Genomic DNA, 16541 nt, shown 5'->3' with positions numbered 1-16541 from the left:
TTTTGACAATTCACCAGGGCAGCGGCCGGTGACCGTTCGCCACGCCGCCATGCACGCCCCCTAGAATGGCCCACTGACCTTTTTTGTCGTGGACCACCACCGCCCCGGAGCCTGCCATGAACCTGATGAACATCATCACCAAGCAACTGATAGAGATCATCGAGTGGACCGATGACTCGCGCGACACGCTCTCCTACCGCTGGCCCGATGACGACAAGGAAATCAAGAACGGCGCCCAGCTCATCGTGCGTGAGTCGCAGCAGGTGCAGTTCGTCTCGGCCGGCCAGTACGCCGACCTGTTCAGCCCCGGCAAGCACACGCTGACCACGCAGAACATTCCCATCCTGTCCACCATCCAGGGCTGGAAGTACGGCTTCAACTCGCCGTTCAAGTGCGATGTCTACTTCATCAACACGCGCCTGTTCACGGGCAACAAGTGGGGCACCTCCAACCCCGTGATGGTGCGCGACAAGGACTTCGGCGCCGTGCGCCTGCGCGCCTTCGGCACCTACGACTTCCGCATCGTCGAGCCGGCCAAGTTCCTCAAGGAAGTGGCCGGCACGGACCAGAACTTCCGCATCGACGAGTTCGCCGATACCATGCGCTCGCGCATCATCAGCGTGTTCACCGAGTCGCTGGCCAAGGCCCAGGTGCCTGTGCTGGACGTGGCCCAGCGCTATGGCGAGCTGGGCGATGCGCTGCTGCCGCTGATCAACCCGGCCATGACGGACAAGTACGGCCTGGAGATCACCAGCTTCGTGCTGGAGAACGTGTCCGTGCCGCCCGAGGTGGAGCAGGCCATCGACAAGCGCTCCAGCATGACGGCCATCGGCAACCTCAACGACTACGTCAAATACCAGATGGGCCAGGCCATGACCACGGGCGGCGAAGGCGCTGCCGCAGCCACCCTGCCCGCCACCATGGCCATGGGTTTCGGCATGGCGCAGGAGATGATGAAGAGCATGCAAAACGGCGGTGGCGGTGGCGCACCGGCCGGCCAGGGCCAGGCGTCCGATCCGTTCTCGCCCGCTGCCGCACAGGCGGCCCAGGCCCCCGCAGCGCCCGCCGCAGGTGGACTGCAGGTGCTGACCCCGGCCCAGGCGGCCCAGGTGCTGGGTGTGAGCGAGGCCGATGTGCTGGCCGAGATCCAGGCCGGCAACCTCAAGGCGCGCCAGATCGGCAGCCAGTGGCGCATTGCGCAAGCCGCACTCGATGACTTCCTGCGCGGCTGACATTTCCGTGGTTTGACCCTTTGCGGCGCCAGGCCCTGCCTGGCGCCGCGTCCCGTTTTCCAGGACCGATGCCGTGAGCGCGCCCTCCCCCAGTTCCTCCAGCACCTCGACTTCCCCCGCCTCCGGTTCCTGGGAGGCCGCAGCCGCCGCGCCGGCCATGGTGCGCAAGCACCCCTGCCCCGAATGCGGCGCCAACCTCGAATGGAATGCCCAGGCCCAGGCGCTCAAGTGCCCGTACTGCGGCACCACGGTGCCCTGGAGCGAGGAAACGCGCGAGGAACTGGGCCGCGATGTGGTCGAGCAGGACCTGGCCGAGGCGCTGCGCAACCCCAAGTCCGGCCGGGGCTGGGGCACGGAGGACCGCTACGAGGTCCAGTGCCAGAACTGCCGCGCGATCTCGGTCTTCGTGAACCGCACCGTGGCCCAGCGCTGCGACTTCTGCGGCTCGCCCTCCATCGTCGCCCATGAGGACCAGGGCGATGCCATCACACCGCAGAGCATCCTGCCCTTCAAGATCAGCGACGGCCAGATCCGCGACCGCATCCGCCAGTGGTACGGCAGCCGCTGGTTCGCGCCCAACCGCCTGAAGTCCGCCGCGCTGACCGACACGCTGCACGGCGTCTACCTGCCCTACTGGACCTTCGACGCCCACGCCAGCGCCGACTGGCAGGCCGAGGCGGGCTTCTACTACTACACCACCGAGTCCTACCGCGACAGCAACGGCAACGTGCAGACGCGCCAGGTGCGCCATGTGCGCTGGGAGCCGGCCTCGGGCAGCCTCGCCCATTTCTTCGACGACGAGCTGGTGCCCGGCACCGTAGGCGTGCACGCCAACCTGCTGCGCCAGGTGGAGCCCTTCCCCACCACCACCGATCTCAAGCCCTACACGCCCGAGTTCGTGCGCGGCTGGACCGTGGAGCGCTACCAGATCGACCTGGGCAAGGCCGCCCAGGTCAACGTGCAGGACATGGACGAGCAGCTGCGCGCCCTGTGCGCACGCCAGGTGCCCGGCGACACCTACCGCAACCTGCAGATGCAGCGCGAGTACCAGGGCCGCACCTTCAAGCACATCCTCGTGCCGGTCTGGCTGGTGGGCTACACCTACGGCAGCAAGACCTTCCAGATCATCGCCAACGGCTACACGGGCCAGATCGCGGGCGAGCGCCCCTACAGCGCCCTCAAGATCACGCTGGCCGTGCTGGCCACGATCATGGTGCTGGCGCTGCTGTGGGTGATGTTCGGCCAGTAAGTAGGCCGGCTGCCGCTCACCACGCGCTCCAGACCTCTTCGGCAAGCCCGAAGGCAGTGCTCGCGCCGGAACCTCCGGTGACCGCCACCACGCGCGTGGCCTCGTCGGGCGCATGCACCACGCAGGGCGCGTCCTGCGCACTCGGGTAGACGCCCACCCAGCGCTCCACCACCTGCGCATCGCGCAGGTTCAGGGCCTCGTTCATGTGGCGCAGCATCAGCCGGTCCACGGCTTCGCTGGCAAAGGGCTGGGGCGCTGCGCCGTAGTGGTGGGAATCGCCCACCACCAGGCTGCCATCAGCGCTTTGCACGGCGATCAGGTGGATGCCGTGGGCCAGGCTTTCGCCCTCCTCCCGCTCCAGCTCGGCGCGCAGCGCGGCGGCTTCGGGCAGGGCGCTGTAGCCCTCGTATCTGACCATGCTCAGGTCACCCATGACCGAGCCCTTGAGCCGAAAGCCCGGCTGCGGCCGCACGCGCAGCATCTGCAGCTGGCACAGCTGGATGCGGTGCGGCGCCCACAGGCCGGCGAACAGGCCGCCCGGGTCGGCGTTGTTGCAGACCACCACGCGCTCGCCGTGGTAGCTGGCGCGCGTGCTGCGCACCCGGGGCGCGGCCACGTCGAGCACGGCCTCGCCAAAGCGGAAATCCACGCCCATGGCCTGCTGCAGCCACTGCGCCAACCTGGGAATGGCTGTGCGCGACTCCACGCGCAGTTCATGCGGGCTGTAGAGCACGGCGGACAAATCCCCAGGACGCAGTGCAGGATGGCGCTCGGCGGCCTGGGCCGGCGTGAGCAGCTCGCAGCGCTCGCCCATCGCCGTGCTCAGGAAGGCATGGAGCACGGCCTCGGCGCTGGGGCGGCGCGCCGTCAGCCACAGGCCGCGGTGCACGACCTCGATGCCGGCCTGCGGCGCAATCTCGGCCCAGGTGTCGCGCGAGCGCATGGCACGCCGCCAGTGGGCACCGGCCTGCTGGCCCGTGACGGTCACAAAGCCGAAGTTGCGGATGGAGGCGGAGATGCAGGCCGCGTCGCGCTCGATGACGAGCACGCTGCGGCCACGGCGCGCGGCCGCATAGGCGTGGGCCAGGCCGACAATGCCGGCCCCCACCACGATCAGGTCGTAGTTCTTCATGAGAAAAAAACGGAGGGAGGAAGAGAGAAGGAATCAGCGCTGGCGCCAGCGCTGCGTGCGCCGCTGCACCCAGGCATCCAGCGCCGCGATCAGCAGCCGGCCCGTGGCGGCGGTGGCAAAGATCAGCGTGGCCATGGCGGCGGCGGGCGCGGTGTCGCCCGCGTCGTCCATGGCCAGCACCGCCACCGAGGCCAGCGTGGTCTCGGGCGAGTAGAGGAACACCACGGCCGACACCGTGGTCATGGCGTTGACGAAGAAGTAACCGGCCACCTGCATCACTACGGGCATGCACACCGGCAGGTGCACGCGCCACAGCAGCGTCCAGAAGGCCACGCCCAGGGAATCGGCCACGCGCTCGTATTCGGCATCGAGCTGCTGCAGCGCGGCCAGTTGCGTGATGTGCGCCACCGAGAAGAAATGCGCCACCGAACACAGCACCAGGATGGCCATGCTGCCGTACAGAAAATGCAGCGGATTGCCCTGGGCATTGAAGAACAGGATGTAGCCCAGGCCCAGCGCCAGCCCCGGCACGGCCATGGGCAGCGTGGCCACGGCATGCAGCCACTGGCGCGTGCGTGCCCAGCGCTGTGGCTTGGCCACCAGGTAGGCGGTCACAAAACTCAGCACCGCCCCCACCACCGCCGTGGCCAGCGCCATGGACAGCGAGTTGCCATAGCTGGCCCAGCCGCCGCCGTCCATCATGTCGAAGCGGTAGTTCTTGAACGTCAGCGTGAGGTTGTACGGCCAGTAGCTGACCAGGGAGGCCAGCACGGCCGTGCCCATGACGGCCAGCAGCGCCAGCGCCACCAGCGCGCAGTAGGCAAGCAGCGCGCGGTCCAGCGGCGCATGGGGCTGGGGCACCAGCGGCACGGAGCGCACGCCCATGGTCGCCGCCTGCCGCGCACGCAAATGGCGCTCTGCCGCAAAGGCCAGGCCGGCCGGCACCAGCAGCAGCATGGCCACCACGGCACCCATGGACAGGTTTTGCTGGCCTATGACCTGCTTGTAGATATCGGTGGCCAGCATGGCCGTGTTGCCGCCAATGACCTTGGGCACGCCGAAGTCGGTCACCACGAGCACGAAGACCACGATCCAGGAAATCATCAGCCCGTAGCGGCTGGCTGGCAGCGTGACCTGGCGGAAGCTGCGCCAGCGGCTGGCGCCCAGCGTGGCGGCCGCCTCGTACAGGCGCGCATCGCCCGAGGCCAGCGTGGTGCACAGAATCATCAGCGCATGCGGAAAGGTCCAGAGCACCGAGCCCACGATGATGCCGAAGGGCCCGTAGGCCGAGCCCCCCTGCAGCCAGCCCTTGAGCAGGCCCTGGCTGCCGAACAGGTAGATCAGGCTGATGGCCATGAGCAGCGAAGGCGCCAGCAGCGGCACCAGCGCCAGGCCCCGGAACCAGCGCGCCAGCGGCATGCAGCTGCGCACCACGCCATAGGCATAGACATAGGCCAGCAGCACGCAGACCGTGCTGCTCACGGCCGACAGCCACAGGCTGTTGAACAGCGATTGCGCCACGCCCGGCATGCGCGCATAGGTGATGAACTGGGCCAGGCCCGTGAAGCGGCCCGTGTCGTCCCAGAAACTCCTGCCCAGCAGGCTGGCGACCGGCAGGGCGATGGTGGCCAGCAGCCAGGCCAGTGCGCCCAGCACCAGTGCGCCCAGCCACCAGCGCTCCCAGCCTGCGCTGCGCCCCCGCGGACGCACGGGCCCTGCAGGCGCGCTGCGGCGGGCGGAAACGGAGCGGTCCACCGGCACGGGGACGGGCACAGGCACGGAAATGGCCGTGTCCATGGGATGCGCGCTCATGCGGCCTTCCTCGCGTCGGGCGCCGCCAACGGCTGCAGCGCGGCGGCGGGCAGCTCCATCAGCACCTCGCCCTGCAGCCAGTCGGGCAGGCCCACGTCGTGGCGCAGGGGCCACTGGGCGTCAACCTGGCATTGCAGCGTGGGGCTGAACAGGCGCACCAGGGCCATCGATCCCAGGAAGGAGGTCTCCACCACGCGGGCGCGGAACAGGTTGGCCAATGCCGTGGGCTGGGCCGGGTGCAGCACCACGCTCTCGGGCCGCACGCCCACCAGCAGGGCAGCGCCAGGCTCGAAACCGGCCAGCGCGCAGCGCAGGCTGGCCTCGCCGATGCGCACCTGGTCCGCCGATTCGGCCGTGGCCGGCAGCAGGTTCATGCGGCCCACGAAGCCGGCCGCGAACTGGCTCACGGGCCGGGCATAGAGCTGCTCGGGCGAGCCCTGCTGCTCGATGCGGCCCTGGTGCATGAGCACCACGCGGTCGGCCATGGACAAGGCCTCTTCCTGGTCGTGCGTGACCATGATGGAGGCAATGCCCAGCTGGCGCTGCAACTGGCGGATCTCGCTGCGCAGCTCGGTGCGCACCTGGGCATCGAGCGCGGACAGCGGCTCGTCGAGCAGCAGCAGGCGCGGCCGGGGCGCCAGCGCACGGGCCAGGGCCACGCGCTGCTGCTGGCCGCCCGACAGCTGGGCCGGGTAGCGCTGGGCCTGCGCGCCCAGGCCCACCAGGGACAGCATCTCGGCCACACGCTCGCGCGCCTGCGCCGCAGGCTGCCCGTTCAGCCCGAAGGCCACGTTCTGCGCGGCCGTGAGATTGGGAAACAGCGCATAGCTCTGGAACACCACGCCAAAGCCACGGCGTGCGGCCGGCCAGCGCGTGATGTCATCGCCCTCGAACAGCACCCTGCCCTCGTCAGGCATGTCGATGCCGCAGACGATGCGCAGCAGCGTGGTCTTGCCGCAGCCCGAAGGGCCGAGCAGGCTGACGAACTCGCCCGCCTCAACGTTCAGGTCAATGCCGCGCAGCACCTGCTGCTCGCGGTAGCGCTTGGCGATATGGTCTATGCGCAGCATGGCGTGGCTCCGGCTTACTTTTTCTCTGCCTTGGCTTCGTAGCGGCGGCTCCACTCGGCCAGGATGCGGTCGCGGTTATCGGCGGCCCAGTTGAAATCGTTCTTCGCCAACCGCTTTTCCAGATCGGCGGGGATGAACTCCAGCTTCTCCTGCGCCTCGGGCAAGGCCAGCACGGCGAAGTTGGCGGCGTACAGCTTGTTGGCCTCGGGCGTGACGGCCCAGTCGGCCAGGGCCTTGGCGGCTTCCTGCTTCTTGCTGGTCTTGAGGATGGCCGTGGCCTCCACGTCCCAGCCCAGGCCTTCCTGCGGGAAGACGATGTCGATGGGCGCACCGTCCTTCCTGGTCTTGCTGGCGCGGTACTCGAAGCTCAGGCCCACGGGAAACTCGCCGGCCCCCGCCTGGCGGCAGGGTTTGGAGCCGCTGTGCGTGTACACGCCCATGTTCTGGTGCAGACCGTCCATGTATGCCCAGCCCTTTTCCTCGCCCATGATCTGCAGCCAGGCCGCGACCATCAGGTAGCCCGTGCCGCTGGAGGCCGGGTGGGGCATGGTGATCGTGCCCTTGAACTCGGGCCTGACCAGGTCGGCCCAGCTGGCGGGCACGGGCAGCTTGCGCTTGCCGGCCTCCACGGTGTTGAAGCAGATGGCCGAGGACCACAGGTCCATGCCCACCCAGGTTGGCTGGGCGCGCGGATCGCGCATGTTGGCGCGCACCTTGTCCAGGCCCTTGGGCGCGTAGGGCTGGAGCATGCCCTGCTTGTCCAGCAGCATCAGCGAGGTGGCGGCCACGCCCCAGATCACGTCGGCCTGGGGATTGGCCTTTTCGGCCAGCAGGCGGGCCGTGATGATGCCCGTGCTGTCACGCACGAACTTGAGTTCGATATCGGGATGGGCCTTCTCGAAGCCGCTCTTGTAGGCCTTGATCTGGTCGGCCTCCAGCGCGCTGTAGACCAGCAGCTCGGTCTTGGCCGCGTGGGCCAGGGATGCGAAGGAGGCGACGGTCAGCGCCGCAGAGGCAATGGCGAGGCGGCGGCCCAGGGAGGCAAGGGTGTGGCGCATGGCGTGGCAGTTCCGTTATGGGTTCGTGGACAGGTGGCAGGTTCACCACCTCTGACACCCACTTTAGGAAGCGCAGGTGAAACGCCCGTGTCACACAACGGAAATTTGGCGAAGCGGGTATTGGCGGATTTGGGAGTCCCACCCATCGCCCACCCCGTCTCTTCAGCCGCGCGGCTTGCCCCTGCCTGTGCGCGTTGCCTGCGCCGCCTGGGGCTGCAGCGCATCCAGCAGCCGGTCCTGCAGGCGCGCGCGGTGGGCAAGGTTCTGATCCAGCCGCGCGGCCAGCGCGTCGATGTGCTCGCGCATCAGTTGCTCGGCGCGCGCCATGTCGCCGGCCGCCAGCGCATCGACGATGGCCTCGTGGTCGGCATTGGAGTGCTGTGCCTCGGTCTGCGACTGGTACAGCGCAGACACCAGGGTGGTGCGCGCCGAGAGGTCGGCCATCATGGCCGTGAGAAAGCGGTTGCCCATCTGCTCGGCCAGGCAGACATGGAAGTCGGCCAGCAGCACGCTGCGCTGGCCGGCGTTGTCGGCCTCGGCGATGGCGCCCCGCTCCTGGGCCACATGCTCGCGCAGCGTGCGTATGGCCGCCTGCAGCGGCCGGCCCGCGTCGCGCAGCATGCCGGACTCCAGCACGCGGCGCGCGGCATAGGTTTCCTGGGCTTCCTCGAATGAGGGCTCGACCACGTACCAGCCCTGGCGCGAGCGCACCTCGACGAAGCCGCGCGCCTGCAGCTGCATCAGCGCCTCGCGCACCATGGTGCGGCTCACGCCGAAGACCTCGGCCAGTTCCTTTTCGCCCAGGCGTTCGCCAGGGCGCAGCTTGCGCTCGACGATGGAGCGCATGACACGCTCGGCAATCAAGGCCGGCCCGGTGGCCGGCGCATCCTGCGGCTCGGACATGGCAGCCTCCTCAGGCCGCGGCCGGAATGCGGCGCGGGCGCAGCGTGGCCATCACCCAGTACACGCTGCCGCCGACCAGCACGCCGAAGAACCAGCCGTAGGTGCCCCACCAGACCGGCAGCAGGCTGGTGAAGTTGGGCAGGATGGTGGAGAACACGCTGCCGATGCCGGTGGCGATGAGCGCGTTGACGTTCCAGCCGCCCTCGTAGCGGTATTCGCCATGTTCGTCATACAGCGCGGCCACGTTGATGTTGCCCTTGGCCACCAGGTAGTAGTCCACCAGGATGATGCCCAGCAGCGGCCCCATGGTGGCGCCGATGGCGTTCACGAAGTGGGCAGCCCCGCCCTCCCATGGTGCAAAGGGGTAGAGAGCCAGGGCGATCAGTGCGGCGATGTATCCGCCGCGCTTGAAGTCGATGCGCTTGGGAAACACGTTGGAAATATCGAAGGCCGCCGAGACGAAGTTGGCCACCACGTTGATGCCCAGCGTGGCCACGGCAAAGGTGACGGCGGCCAGCAGGGCCAGCACCCAGCTGTCGAACTTGGCCGAGATCTGCTCGGGATGCAGCAGTACCTCGCCATAGACCTTGAAGGCCGCAATCGTGGTGATGCCGGCCACCAGCGAGAAAGCGATCAGATTCACGGGCAGGCCCCAGAGGTTGCCCTTGGCGACCGCCTCCTTGTTCTTCGCATAGCGCGAGAAGTCGCAGAAGTTCAGGTACAGCGCCGCAAAGTAGGTGATCCAGGTCGCGCCCACGGCCATCAGCGCCCAGAAGCTGCCCGGCGCGCCGCTCACCCCCGCATCCTTGGTCTTGTCCAGCAGCACATCCATGGGAATGCCATGGTCGAAGCTGAAGCCGCCGGCCTTCACGCACAGGCCGATGGCCAGCACCAGCATGGCGATCCACACGGCAGGCCCGGCCCAGTCCTGGAATCGCCGCACGGTCTCCATGCCCCTTTGGATGATCAGCAGCTGCAAGGCCCAGATGACCACGTAGCAGATCACCTCCAGCCCCGAATGGCCCAGCCAGTGCGTGGTCTGGTGGAAGGACAGCAGGGCGTCATTGCGCACCATCAGCGCCACCATGGCGCCCGAGGCGGCCGCCGTCTGCGCGCCATACCAGAAGCAGGCCACGACGGCGCGCACAAGCGCCGCCAGATTCGCACCCCAAACCCCGAACGAGGCACGCGCCAGCACCGGGTAGGGCACGCCGGTCTTCTCGCCCGCATAGCCCACCAGGTTCATCAGAAAAAAGATGACCAGGGAACTGATGCCGATGGCGATCAGAAAATTGACGAAGCTGCCGCACAGCAGAAACAGGCTGGCCGCCAGGTAGTAGCCCCAGAGGCTGTGCACGTCCGAAGTCCAGACGTTGAAGATGCTGAAGGCGCCCCAACGGCGGTCCCTGGTGGGCGCCAGATCTTCGTTGTAGAGACCTGGCGAGGGGTTGCGGATGTCCATTGATGCGCTCCTTGACCACGAGTAATCACTGACACAAGACCAGCCGAAACCCATGATCAGCTGGCACACAAACTGGCACGCAAACTGGTATGCAAGAAGTGTGCCTTTCGGCGCAGGAGTTTTTTCCCGGGACATACCCGGCCACCGCAGGCCTTCGGGCTGCGGCGACATGGTGAAATATGGAGCCGGACCTACCCTCCCTCCAACCCCGCCATGTTCGTCACGCAGCTCAAGTCCTTTTTCTGGGTCGCCCGCCTTGGCAGCATCACGCAAGCCGCGCGCCAGCTCGCACTGAGCCAGCCCACCGTGACCACCCAGATCCGCGCGCTGGAAGAGCACTACGGCGTGGAGCTGTTCCATCGCCAGGGCGGACGGCTGTCCATCACCGATGCCGGCTTGCGCCTGCTGCCCCAGGTCGAGCAATTGCTGCTGCAGACCATCCAGCTGGAGTCGGCGCTGCGCCATTCGGGCGATGCCAGCCAGGGCCAGCTGCGCATAGGCGCGACGGCGCCCTACTACGTGCTGGACATCGTCAAGCGCTACCAGCGGCGCTTCGAGCGGGTGGAAGTGGCCATCGTGGGCGGCAACTCGCGCCAGATGGTGCAGGCGCTGGTGGACTACCAGGTGGACCTGGCGACCTCATCGCACCTGGAAGGTGATCCGCGCCTGCTGCGCGTGGAGCTGGGCCAGGACCCGCTGGCCCTGCTGGTGCACCGCAGCCACCGGCTGGCGCAGCGCACCATGGTGCAGGCGTCCGATCTGGTGCACGACACGCTGATCCTGCGCGAGCGCGGCTCCATGACGCGCCAGCTCACCGAACAGATGCTGGCCGCCGCCGGCCTGGCACCGCGCCACATCATGGAAATCGCCAGCCGCGAAGCCATCCGCGAGGCCGTGATCCGCGACATGGGCATCAGCGTCTTCGCCCGGCATGAAGCCTCGGCCCACCCCGACATCGTCGTCCTGCCCTTCGCAGGCCCCGTGCCGCGCCTGCCCGAATACCTGTACTGCCTGCGCGAACGCCGCCAGGCCCGGCTGATCGCCGGCTTTCTGGAGGAAGCCGTGCCGGGCGGGGTGCTGCCGGACCAGATGTGAACCGGCTCAGGCCAGCTCGGCATCCGCCAGCAGCGGCTGCTTGAGATCCTTGTCCGACAGCGACATCTCCACATCGAGCTGCGGCCATTGCACGCCGATGGCCGGGTCGTCCCAGGCAATGCCGCGATCGGCCTGGGGCGCGTAGAAGGCCGTGGCCTTGTAGAGGAAGTCGGCGCTGTCGCTGAGCACCACGAAGCCGTGGGCAAAGCCTGGGGGCACCCACAGCTGGCGGTGGTTGTCTTCCGTCAGCTCGGCGCCCACCCACTGGCCGAAGGTCGGCGAGCCCTTGCGGATGTCCACGGCCACGTCGAACACGGCGCCGCGCACCACGCGCACGAGCTTGCCCTGGGCATGGGGAGGCAGCTGGTAGTGCAGGCCGCGCAGCACGCCCTTCTTGCTGCGGCTGTGGTTGTCCTGCACGAACTGGTGGTCCGTGCCCGTGGCCTGGTTGAAGGCCTGCTGGTTGAAGCTTTCGAGGAAGAAGCCGCGATCGTCGCCAAACACCTTGGGCTCGATCAGCATCACCTCGGGAATGGCCTGGGGTGTTGCCTTCATGCGTGCACCTTTTCCTTGAGGATCTGCAGCAGGTACTGGCCGTAGCCATTCTTGGCCAGGGCCTGGCCCAGCGTCTCGAGCTGGGCGCGATCTATCCAGCCCTGGCGGAAGGCGATCTCCTCGGGGCATGACACCTTCAGGCCCTGGCGCTGCTGCAGCGTGGCGATGAACTGGCCTGCCTCCAGCAGGCTGTCGTGCGTGCCCGTGTCCAGCCAGGCATAGCCACGGCCCATGAGCTCCACATTGAGCTGGCCCTTGTCCAGATACAGGCGGTTGAGGTCGGTGATTTCCAGCTCGCCGCGCGCCGAGGGCTTGATGGACTTGGCCAGCTCAACGACCTGGTTGTCGTAGAAATACAGGCCCGTGACCGCGTAGTTGCTCCTGGGCTGCTTGGGCTTTTCCTCCAGGGAAAGAACCCGGCCCTGGGCATCGAACTCGGCCACGCCATAGCGGTCCGGGTCCTGCACATGGTAGGCAAACACCGTGGCACCTTCGCTGCGCGCGTCAGCGCGTTCGAGCAGGCGGGGGAAATCGTGTCCGTAGTAGATGTTGTCACCCAGCACCAGGGCGCTGGGGGCGCCGGCCAGGAAGTCTTCGGCGATCAAAAAGGCCTGGGCCAGGCCATCCGGGCTGGGCTGGACGGCGTACTCCAGCTTCAGGCCCCACTGCGAGCCGTCGCCCAGCAACTGCTCGAAGCGCGGCGTGTCCTGCGGGGTGCTGATCACGAGGATTTCGCGGATGCCCGCGAGCATGAGGGCGCTCAGCGGGTAGTAGATCATCGGCTTGTCGTAGACCGGCAGCAGTTGCTTGCTGATGGCCAGCGTGGCCGGGTGCAGGCGGGTGCCGGAGCCGCCAGCGAGGATGATGCCTTTGCGTTGCGCGTTCATGGGGTGGGTCCTGTCGTTCGTGCTGAGTCGCGAGACCGCGCTCAGATGATTTCCTGCAGCATGCGGTCCACGCCGGCCTGCCAGTGCGGCAGGCGCAGGCCGAAGGTCTGCTGCAGCCGGTCGGTGTCCAGCCGGGAATTGTGCGGACGCTGCGCCGGGGTGGGAAAGGCGCTGGTGGGCACGGCAGCTATGCGCTGCACCTTCCAGGGGCGTTCGGGCGCGAGTTCGCGCGCCTTGGCGATCACATGGCTGGCGTAGGCATGCCAGGTGGTCTCGCCACCGGCCACCAGGTGGTACAGGCCCTGGTCGCCGGGTTGGCGCTGCAGCTGGCGAATGGCATGGGCCGTGACGTCGGCGATGAGGTCCGCGCCCGTCGGTGCGCCCCATTGGTCGTCGATCACGCTCAGCGCCTCGCGCTCCTGGGCCAGGCGCAGCATGGTCTTGGCGAAGTTGCCACCGCGCGCCGCATAGACCCAACTGGTGCGAAAGATCAGGTGGCGGCAGCCCGAAGCCTGGATCAGCTGCTCGCCTTCGAGCTTGCTGCTGCCATAGACGGACAGCGGCGCCGTGGCCTCGGTCTCCGTGCGCGCGACTCTGCCGCTGCCGTCGAAGACGTAGTCCGTGCTGTAGTGCACCAGCAGCGCACCGGTCTGCGCCGCCTCGCGGGCCAGCACCTGGGGTGCCAGCGCGTTGAGCAGCCGCGCCTGGTCAGGCTCGCTTTCGGCCTTGTCCACGGCCGTGTGGGCCGCGGCATTGACGATGACATCGGGGCGCAGAGCGCGCACGGTCTGTGCAAGCTCATCGAGGCGCGAGAGATCGCCGCACAGGCCCTGGCCACCAGCGTCGCCCTGGCGGTCCAGCGCAATCAGCTCGCCCAGTGGCGCCAGGCTGCGCTGCAGCTCCCAGCCCACCTGGCCATTGCGGCCCAGCAGCAGCAGCTTCATGCGCCGGCTCCCTCCGTGTACTGGCGGCTCACCCATTCGCGGTAGGCGCCAGACTGCACATCAGCCACCCATTCGGGGTTGTCCAGATACCACTGCACGGTCTTGCGGATGCCGGTCTCGAAGGTCTCGGCAGGCTTCCAGCCCAGTTCGCGCTCGAGCTTGCGCGCGTCGATGGCATAGCGCCGGTCATGGCCGGGCCGGTCCTTCACATAGGTGATCTGTGCGCTGTAGCTGGTGCCATCGGCCTTGGGGCGCAGCTCGTCGAGCAGCGCGCAGACCGTGTTCACGATCTCGACGTTGGGCTTCTCGTTCCAGCCGCCCACGTTGTAGGTGTCGCCCAGCCTGCCGGCCTCCAGCACGCGGCGGATGGCGCTGCAGTGGTCGCGCACATAGAGCCAGTCGCGTACCTGCATGCCGTCGCCATAGATGGGCAGCGGCTTGCCGGCCAGGGCGTTGACGATCATCAGCGGGATCAGCTTCTCGGGAAAATGCAGCGGGCCGTAGTTGTTGCTGCAGTTGGTCGTCAGCACGGGCAGGCCGTAGGTGTGGTGCCAGGCGCGCACCAGGTGGTCGCTGGCGGCCTTGCTGGCCGAGTACGGGCTGTTGGGCTCGTAGAGGTGGTCTTCTGTAAAGGCCGGTGCCGCAGGCGCCAGGCTGCCATAGACCTCGTCAGTGGAGACATGCAGGAAGCGGAAGGCCGCCTTGGCCTCGGCATCCAGCGCGCTCCAGTAGCCGCGCACGGCTTCGAGCAGGCGGAAGGTGCCGACCACGTTGGTCTGGATGAAGTCCTCGGGGCCATGGATGGAGCGGTCCACATGGCTCTCGGCCGCGAAGTTGACCACGGCGCGCGGCCTGTGCTCGGCCAGCAGACGGGCCAGGGTCTGGCCGTCGCCGATGTCGGCCTGCACGAAGACATGGCGCGCATCGCCTTGCAGGCTCTCCAGGCTTTTGAGGTTGCCGGCGTAGGTGAGCTTGTCCACGTTGAGCACCGGCTCATCGCCGGCAGCCAGCCAGTCCAGCACGAAATTGGCGCCGATGAAGCCAGCGCCGCCTGTGACAAGAATCATGGTTCAACCTTGCAAAATTTCATTGTTCTTGGGGCGGGGATCCGGCAGCAGCATGGGGTGCAGCCTCCCGCGCGACCTGGGCATTGTCGGCGCTCGCCAGTAAAAAAGCCCGCAGGAGGCGGGCTTTTTCCTTCAGGACACGCCTTTTACACACCAGGGCGTGTTCACTGGCCCTGCCAGCGGCGCAGCACCAGCGAGGCGTTCGTGCCACCGAAGCCGAAGCTGTTGGACAGCACGGTGTTCAACTGGGCATCGCGCGTGCGGGTGACCAGGGGCATGTCGCCCAGTGCCGGATCGGGCGTGTCCACGTTGACCGAGCCTGCGATGAAGCCCTTGTTCATCATGATCATGCAGTAGATGGCTTCCTGCACGCCGGTCGCGCCCAGCGAGTGGCCGGTCAGCGACTTGGTGGAGGAGAACGGCGGCACCTGGTCGCCGAACAGCGCGCGCATGGCACGCACTTCCTGCATGTCGCCCACGGGCGTGGAGGTGCCGTGGGTGTTGATGTAGTCCACGCCGCCTTCGATGCCTTCAAGGGCCTGCTGCATGCAGGCGATGGCGCCGTCGCCCGAGGGCGCGACCATGTCCTCGCCATCGCTGGTGGCGCCAAAGCCCACGACTTCGGCCAGGATGTTCGCACCCCGGGCCTGGGCGTGCTCCAGGCTTTCCAGCACCACGGCACCGCCGCCGCCTGCGATCACGAAACCGTCGCGGTTGGCGTCATAGGCGCGCGAAGCCTTTTCGGGCTGGTCGTTGTGCTTGCTGGACATGGCACCCATGCCGTCGAACAGCAGGGCCATGCCCCAGGACAGCTCTTCGCCGCCACCGGCAAACATCACGTCCTGCATGCCCCAGGCAATCTGCTGTGCCGCAGCACCGATGCAGTGCGCCGAGGTGGAGCAGGCCGAGGTGATGGAGTAGTTGATGCCCTTGACCTTGAAATTGGTCGCCAGGCAGGCGGACACCGTGGAGCTCATGCAGCGCGTGACTTGGTAGGGACCGACGCGGCGAATGCCCTTCTCGCGCAATGTGTCAGCCGCCTCGATCTGGTTGGCCGGCGAGCCGCCGCCCGAGCCCATGATCAGGCCCGTGCGCGGATGGCTGACCTGCTCGGGAGCCAGGCCGGCCTGGGCGATGGCATCTTCCAGCGCGATCTGCGCATAGGCTGCCGCATCGCCCATGAAGCGCAGCTGCTTGCGATCGATCCGTGCCTCGACGTCGATCTCCGGCACACCGGCCACCTGGCTGCGCATGCCCAGTTCGGTGAACTTCGGCATGGCCTTGATGCCCGTGCGGCCCTCGCGCAGCGAGGTCTCCACGGTATCGAGGTCGTTGCCGATGCACGAGACAATGCCCGCGCCGGTGATGACTACGCGACGTTTGGTCATGCTGCCGTTCCCTGGCCTTCACCCTCGCGCAGGAACAGACCCACGCGCAGGTCATTGGCCACGTAGATTTCCTTGCCATCGGCCAGAAGGCGTGCATCGCCGATGGCCATGTTGAGCTTGCGCTTGATCACGCGCTTGATGTTGATTTCGTAGGTCACCAGCTTGACGTCAGGACCCACTTCGCCCGTGAACTTGACCTCGCCGGCGCCCAGGGCGCGGCCACGGCCGGGAAGGCGCAGCCAGGTCAGGTAAAAGCCGATCAACTGCCACATGGCGTCCAGGCCCAGGCAGCCGGGCATGACGGGATCGCCCCGGAAATGGCAATCGAAGAACCAGAGATCAGGCTTGATGTCGAGTTCGGCGACGATCTTGCCCAGGCCGTGGGCGCCACCATCGGTGTCGATGTGCGTGATGCGGTCGAACATCAACATGGGAGGCAGGGGAAGACGTCCGCTGTCTGCGGAAAACAGCTTGCCTTCGCCCGAAGCGATCAGTTGCTCATACGAAAAAGAATCGGCCATTGTCTAACTTGCTCCACGGCGGCTCTGACGCCACCTCTATCTCTGAATGGGTGCGGCCCGCAGCGGACCATGCAGCCGCGCATTATCGGGGTTGAACGTTGCCAGACTGCAACAAAACCCCGAGGCCGCATCAAAACTCTGCCACAAAAGCCACGCCGACCCAGGT

The 16541-nt window shown here is 67.3% G+C and carries 15 protein-coding genes; 3 read left to right on the top strand and 12 right to left on the bottom strand.

What is annotated here, in order from left to right:
- Positions 1–116: 116 nt before the first annotated feature.
- Together CLV01_RS06640 and CLV01_RS06635 are read left to right on the top strand one after the other, a co-directional pair.
- Positions 117–1232, top strand: coding sequence for an SPFH and helix-turn-helix domain-containing protein (locus CLV01_RS06640; protein ID WP_096916848.1), 1116 nt, complete (start codon positions 117–119; stop codon positions 1230–1232).
- A gap of 73 nt (positions 1233–1305) precedes the next feature.
- Positions 1306–2481: a zinc ribbon domain-containing protein gene (locus CLV01_RS06635; protein WP_099734702.1), complete on the top strand. Its 1176-nt coding sequence runs from the start codon at positions 1306–1308 to the stop codon at positions 2479–2481.
- Positions 2482–2497: 16 nt separating this feature from the next.
- Here the strand turns inward: CLV01_RS06635 and CLV01_RS06630 are convergent, their stop codons facing one another.
- The 6 genes from CLV01_RS06630 to CLV01_RS06605 all read right to left on the bottom strand — a co-directional run bounded on the left by CLV01_RS06630 (position 2498) and on the right by CLV01_RS06605 (position 9918).
- Positions 2498–3613: a TIGR03364 family FAD-dependent oxidoreductase gene (locus CLV01_RS06630; protein ID WP_099734703.1), complete on the bottom strand. Its 1116-nt coding sequence runs from the start codon at positions 3611–3613 to the stop codon at positions 2498–2500.
- 33 nt (positions 3614–3646) lie between these two features.
- Positions 3647–5425, bottom strand: a complete 1779-nt coding sequence (locus tag CLV01_RS06625; protein ID WP_065345365.1) for a putative 2-aminoethylphosphonate ABC transporter permease subunit — start codon at positions 5423–5425, stop codon at positions 3647–3649.
- Positions 5422–6495 carry an ABC transporter ATP-binding protein gene (locus CLV01_RS06620; protein ID WP_013804249.1) on the bottom strand — a complete coding sequence of 358 codons (1074 nt, stop codon included), beginning with the start codon at positions 6493–6495 and terminating at the stop codon, positions 5422–5424. Before CLV01_RS06620 ends, CLV01_RS06625 begins: the two co-directional genes overlap by 4 nt.
- 14 nt (positions 6496–6509) lie before the next feature.
- Positions 6510–7553 (bottom strand): putative 2-aminoethylphosphonate ABC transporter substrate-binding protein, encoded by a 1044-nt coding sequence (locus tag CLV01_RS06615; RefSeq protein ID WP_099734704.1) that lies wholly within the window; start codon positions 7551–7553, stop codon positions 6510–6512.
- Positions 7554–7715: 162 nt separating this feature from the next.
- Positions 7716–8456, bottom strand: coding sequence for a GntR family transcriptional regulator (locus tag CLV01_RS06610; RefSeq protein WP_013804251.1), 741 nt, complete (start codon positions 8454–8456; stop codon positions 7716–7718).
- 10 nt (positions 8457–8466) lie between these two features.
- Positions 8467–9918, bottom strand: coding sequence for an NCS1 family nucleobase:cation symporter-1 (locus CLV01_RS06605; RefSeq protein ID WP_099734705.1), 1452 nt, complete (start codon positions 9916–9918; stop codon positions 8467–8469).
- Positions 9919–10131: 213 nt separating this feature from the next.
- On the opposite strand from CLV01_RS06605, the gene CLV01_RS06600 reads away from it, so the two are divergent.
- Positions 10132–11013: a LysR substrate-binding domain-containing protein gene (locus tag CLV01_RS06600; RefSeq protein WP_012203209.1), complete on the top strand. Its 882-nt coding sequence runs from the start codon at positions 10132–10134 to the stop codon at positions 11011–11013.
- Between the two features lie 6 nt (positions 11014–11019).
- On the opposite strand, the gene rfbC is transcribed toward CLV01_RS06600, so the two are convergent.
- The 6 genes from rfbC to fabA form a co-directional block, all read right to left on the bottom strand.
- Positions 11020–11568: a dTDP-4-dehydrorhamnose 3,5-epimerase gene (rfbC, locus tag CLV01_RS06595; RefSeq protein WP_099734706.1), complete on the bottom strand. Its 549-nt coding sequence runs from the start codon at positions 11566–11568 to the stop codon at positions 11020–11022.
- Positions 11565–12455, bottom strand: a complete 891-nt coding sequence (gene rfbA / locus CLV01_RS06590; protein ID WP_099734707.1) for a glucose-1-phosphate thymidylyltransferase RfbA — start codon at positions 12453–12455, stop codon at positions 11565–11567. The genes rfbC and rfbA overlap by 4 nt, the downstream gene beginning before the upstream one ends.
- A gap of 41 nt (positions 12456–12496) precedes the next feature.
- Positions 12497–13399, bottom strand: coding sequence for a dTDP-4-dehydrorhamnose reductase (gene rfbD / locus CLV01_RS06585; RefSeq protein ID WP_099734708.1), 903 nt, complete (start codon positions 13397–13399; stop codon positions 12497–12499).
- The gene (gene rfbB, locus CLV01_RS06580; RefSeq protein WP_034390233.1) at positions 13396–14466 is read right to left on the bottom strand and encodes a dTDP-glucose 4,6-dehydratase; all 1071 of its coding nucleotides are present in this window, start codon (positions 14464–14466) and stop codon (positions 13396–13398) included. The genes rfbD and rfbB overlap by 4 nt, the downstream gene beginning before the upstream one ends.
- 164 nt (positions 14467–14630) lie before the next feature.
- A complete protein-coding gene (gene fabB / locus CLV01_RS06575) occupies positions 14631–15854 on the bottom strand; it encodes a beta-ketoacyl-ACP synthase I (protein ID WP_012203204.1) in 1224 nt (407 codons plus the stop codon).
- Positions 15851–16375, bottom strand: coding sequence for a bifunctional 3-hydroxydecanoyl-ACP dehydratase/trans-2-decenoyl-ACP isomerase (gene fabA, locus CLV01_RS06570; protein ID WP_012203203.1), 525 nt, complete (start codon positions 16373–16375; stop codon positions 15851–15853). The genes fabB and fabA overlap by 4 nt, the downstream gene beginning before the upstream one ends.
- Between the last annotated feature and the right edge of the window lie 166 nt (positions 16376–16541).

Origin of the sequence: Delftia sp. 60, from assembly GCF_002754395.1 — a bacterium.
GTDB lineage: Bacteria > Pseudomonadota > Gammaproteobacteria > Burkholderiales > Burkholderiaceae_C > Comamonas > Comamonas acidovorans.
The sequence above is the reverse complement of the archived record's forward strand: the minus strand, read 5'-3'. Positions and strand labels throughout refer to the sequence as shown.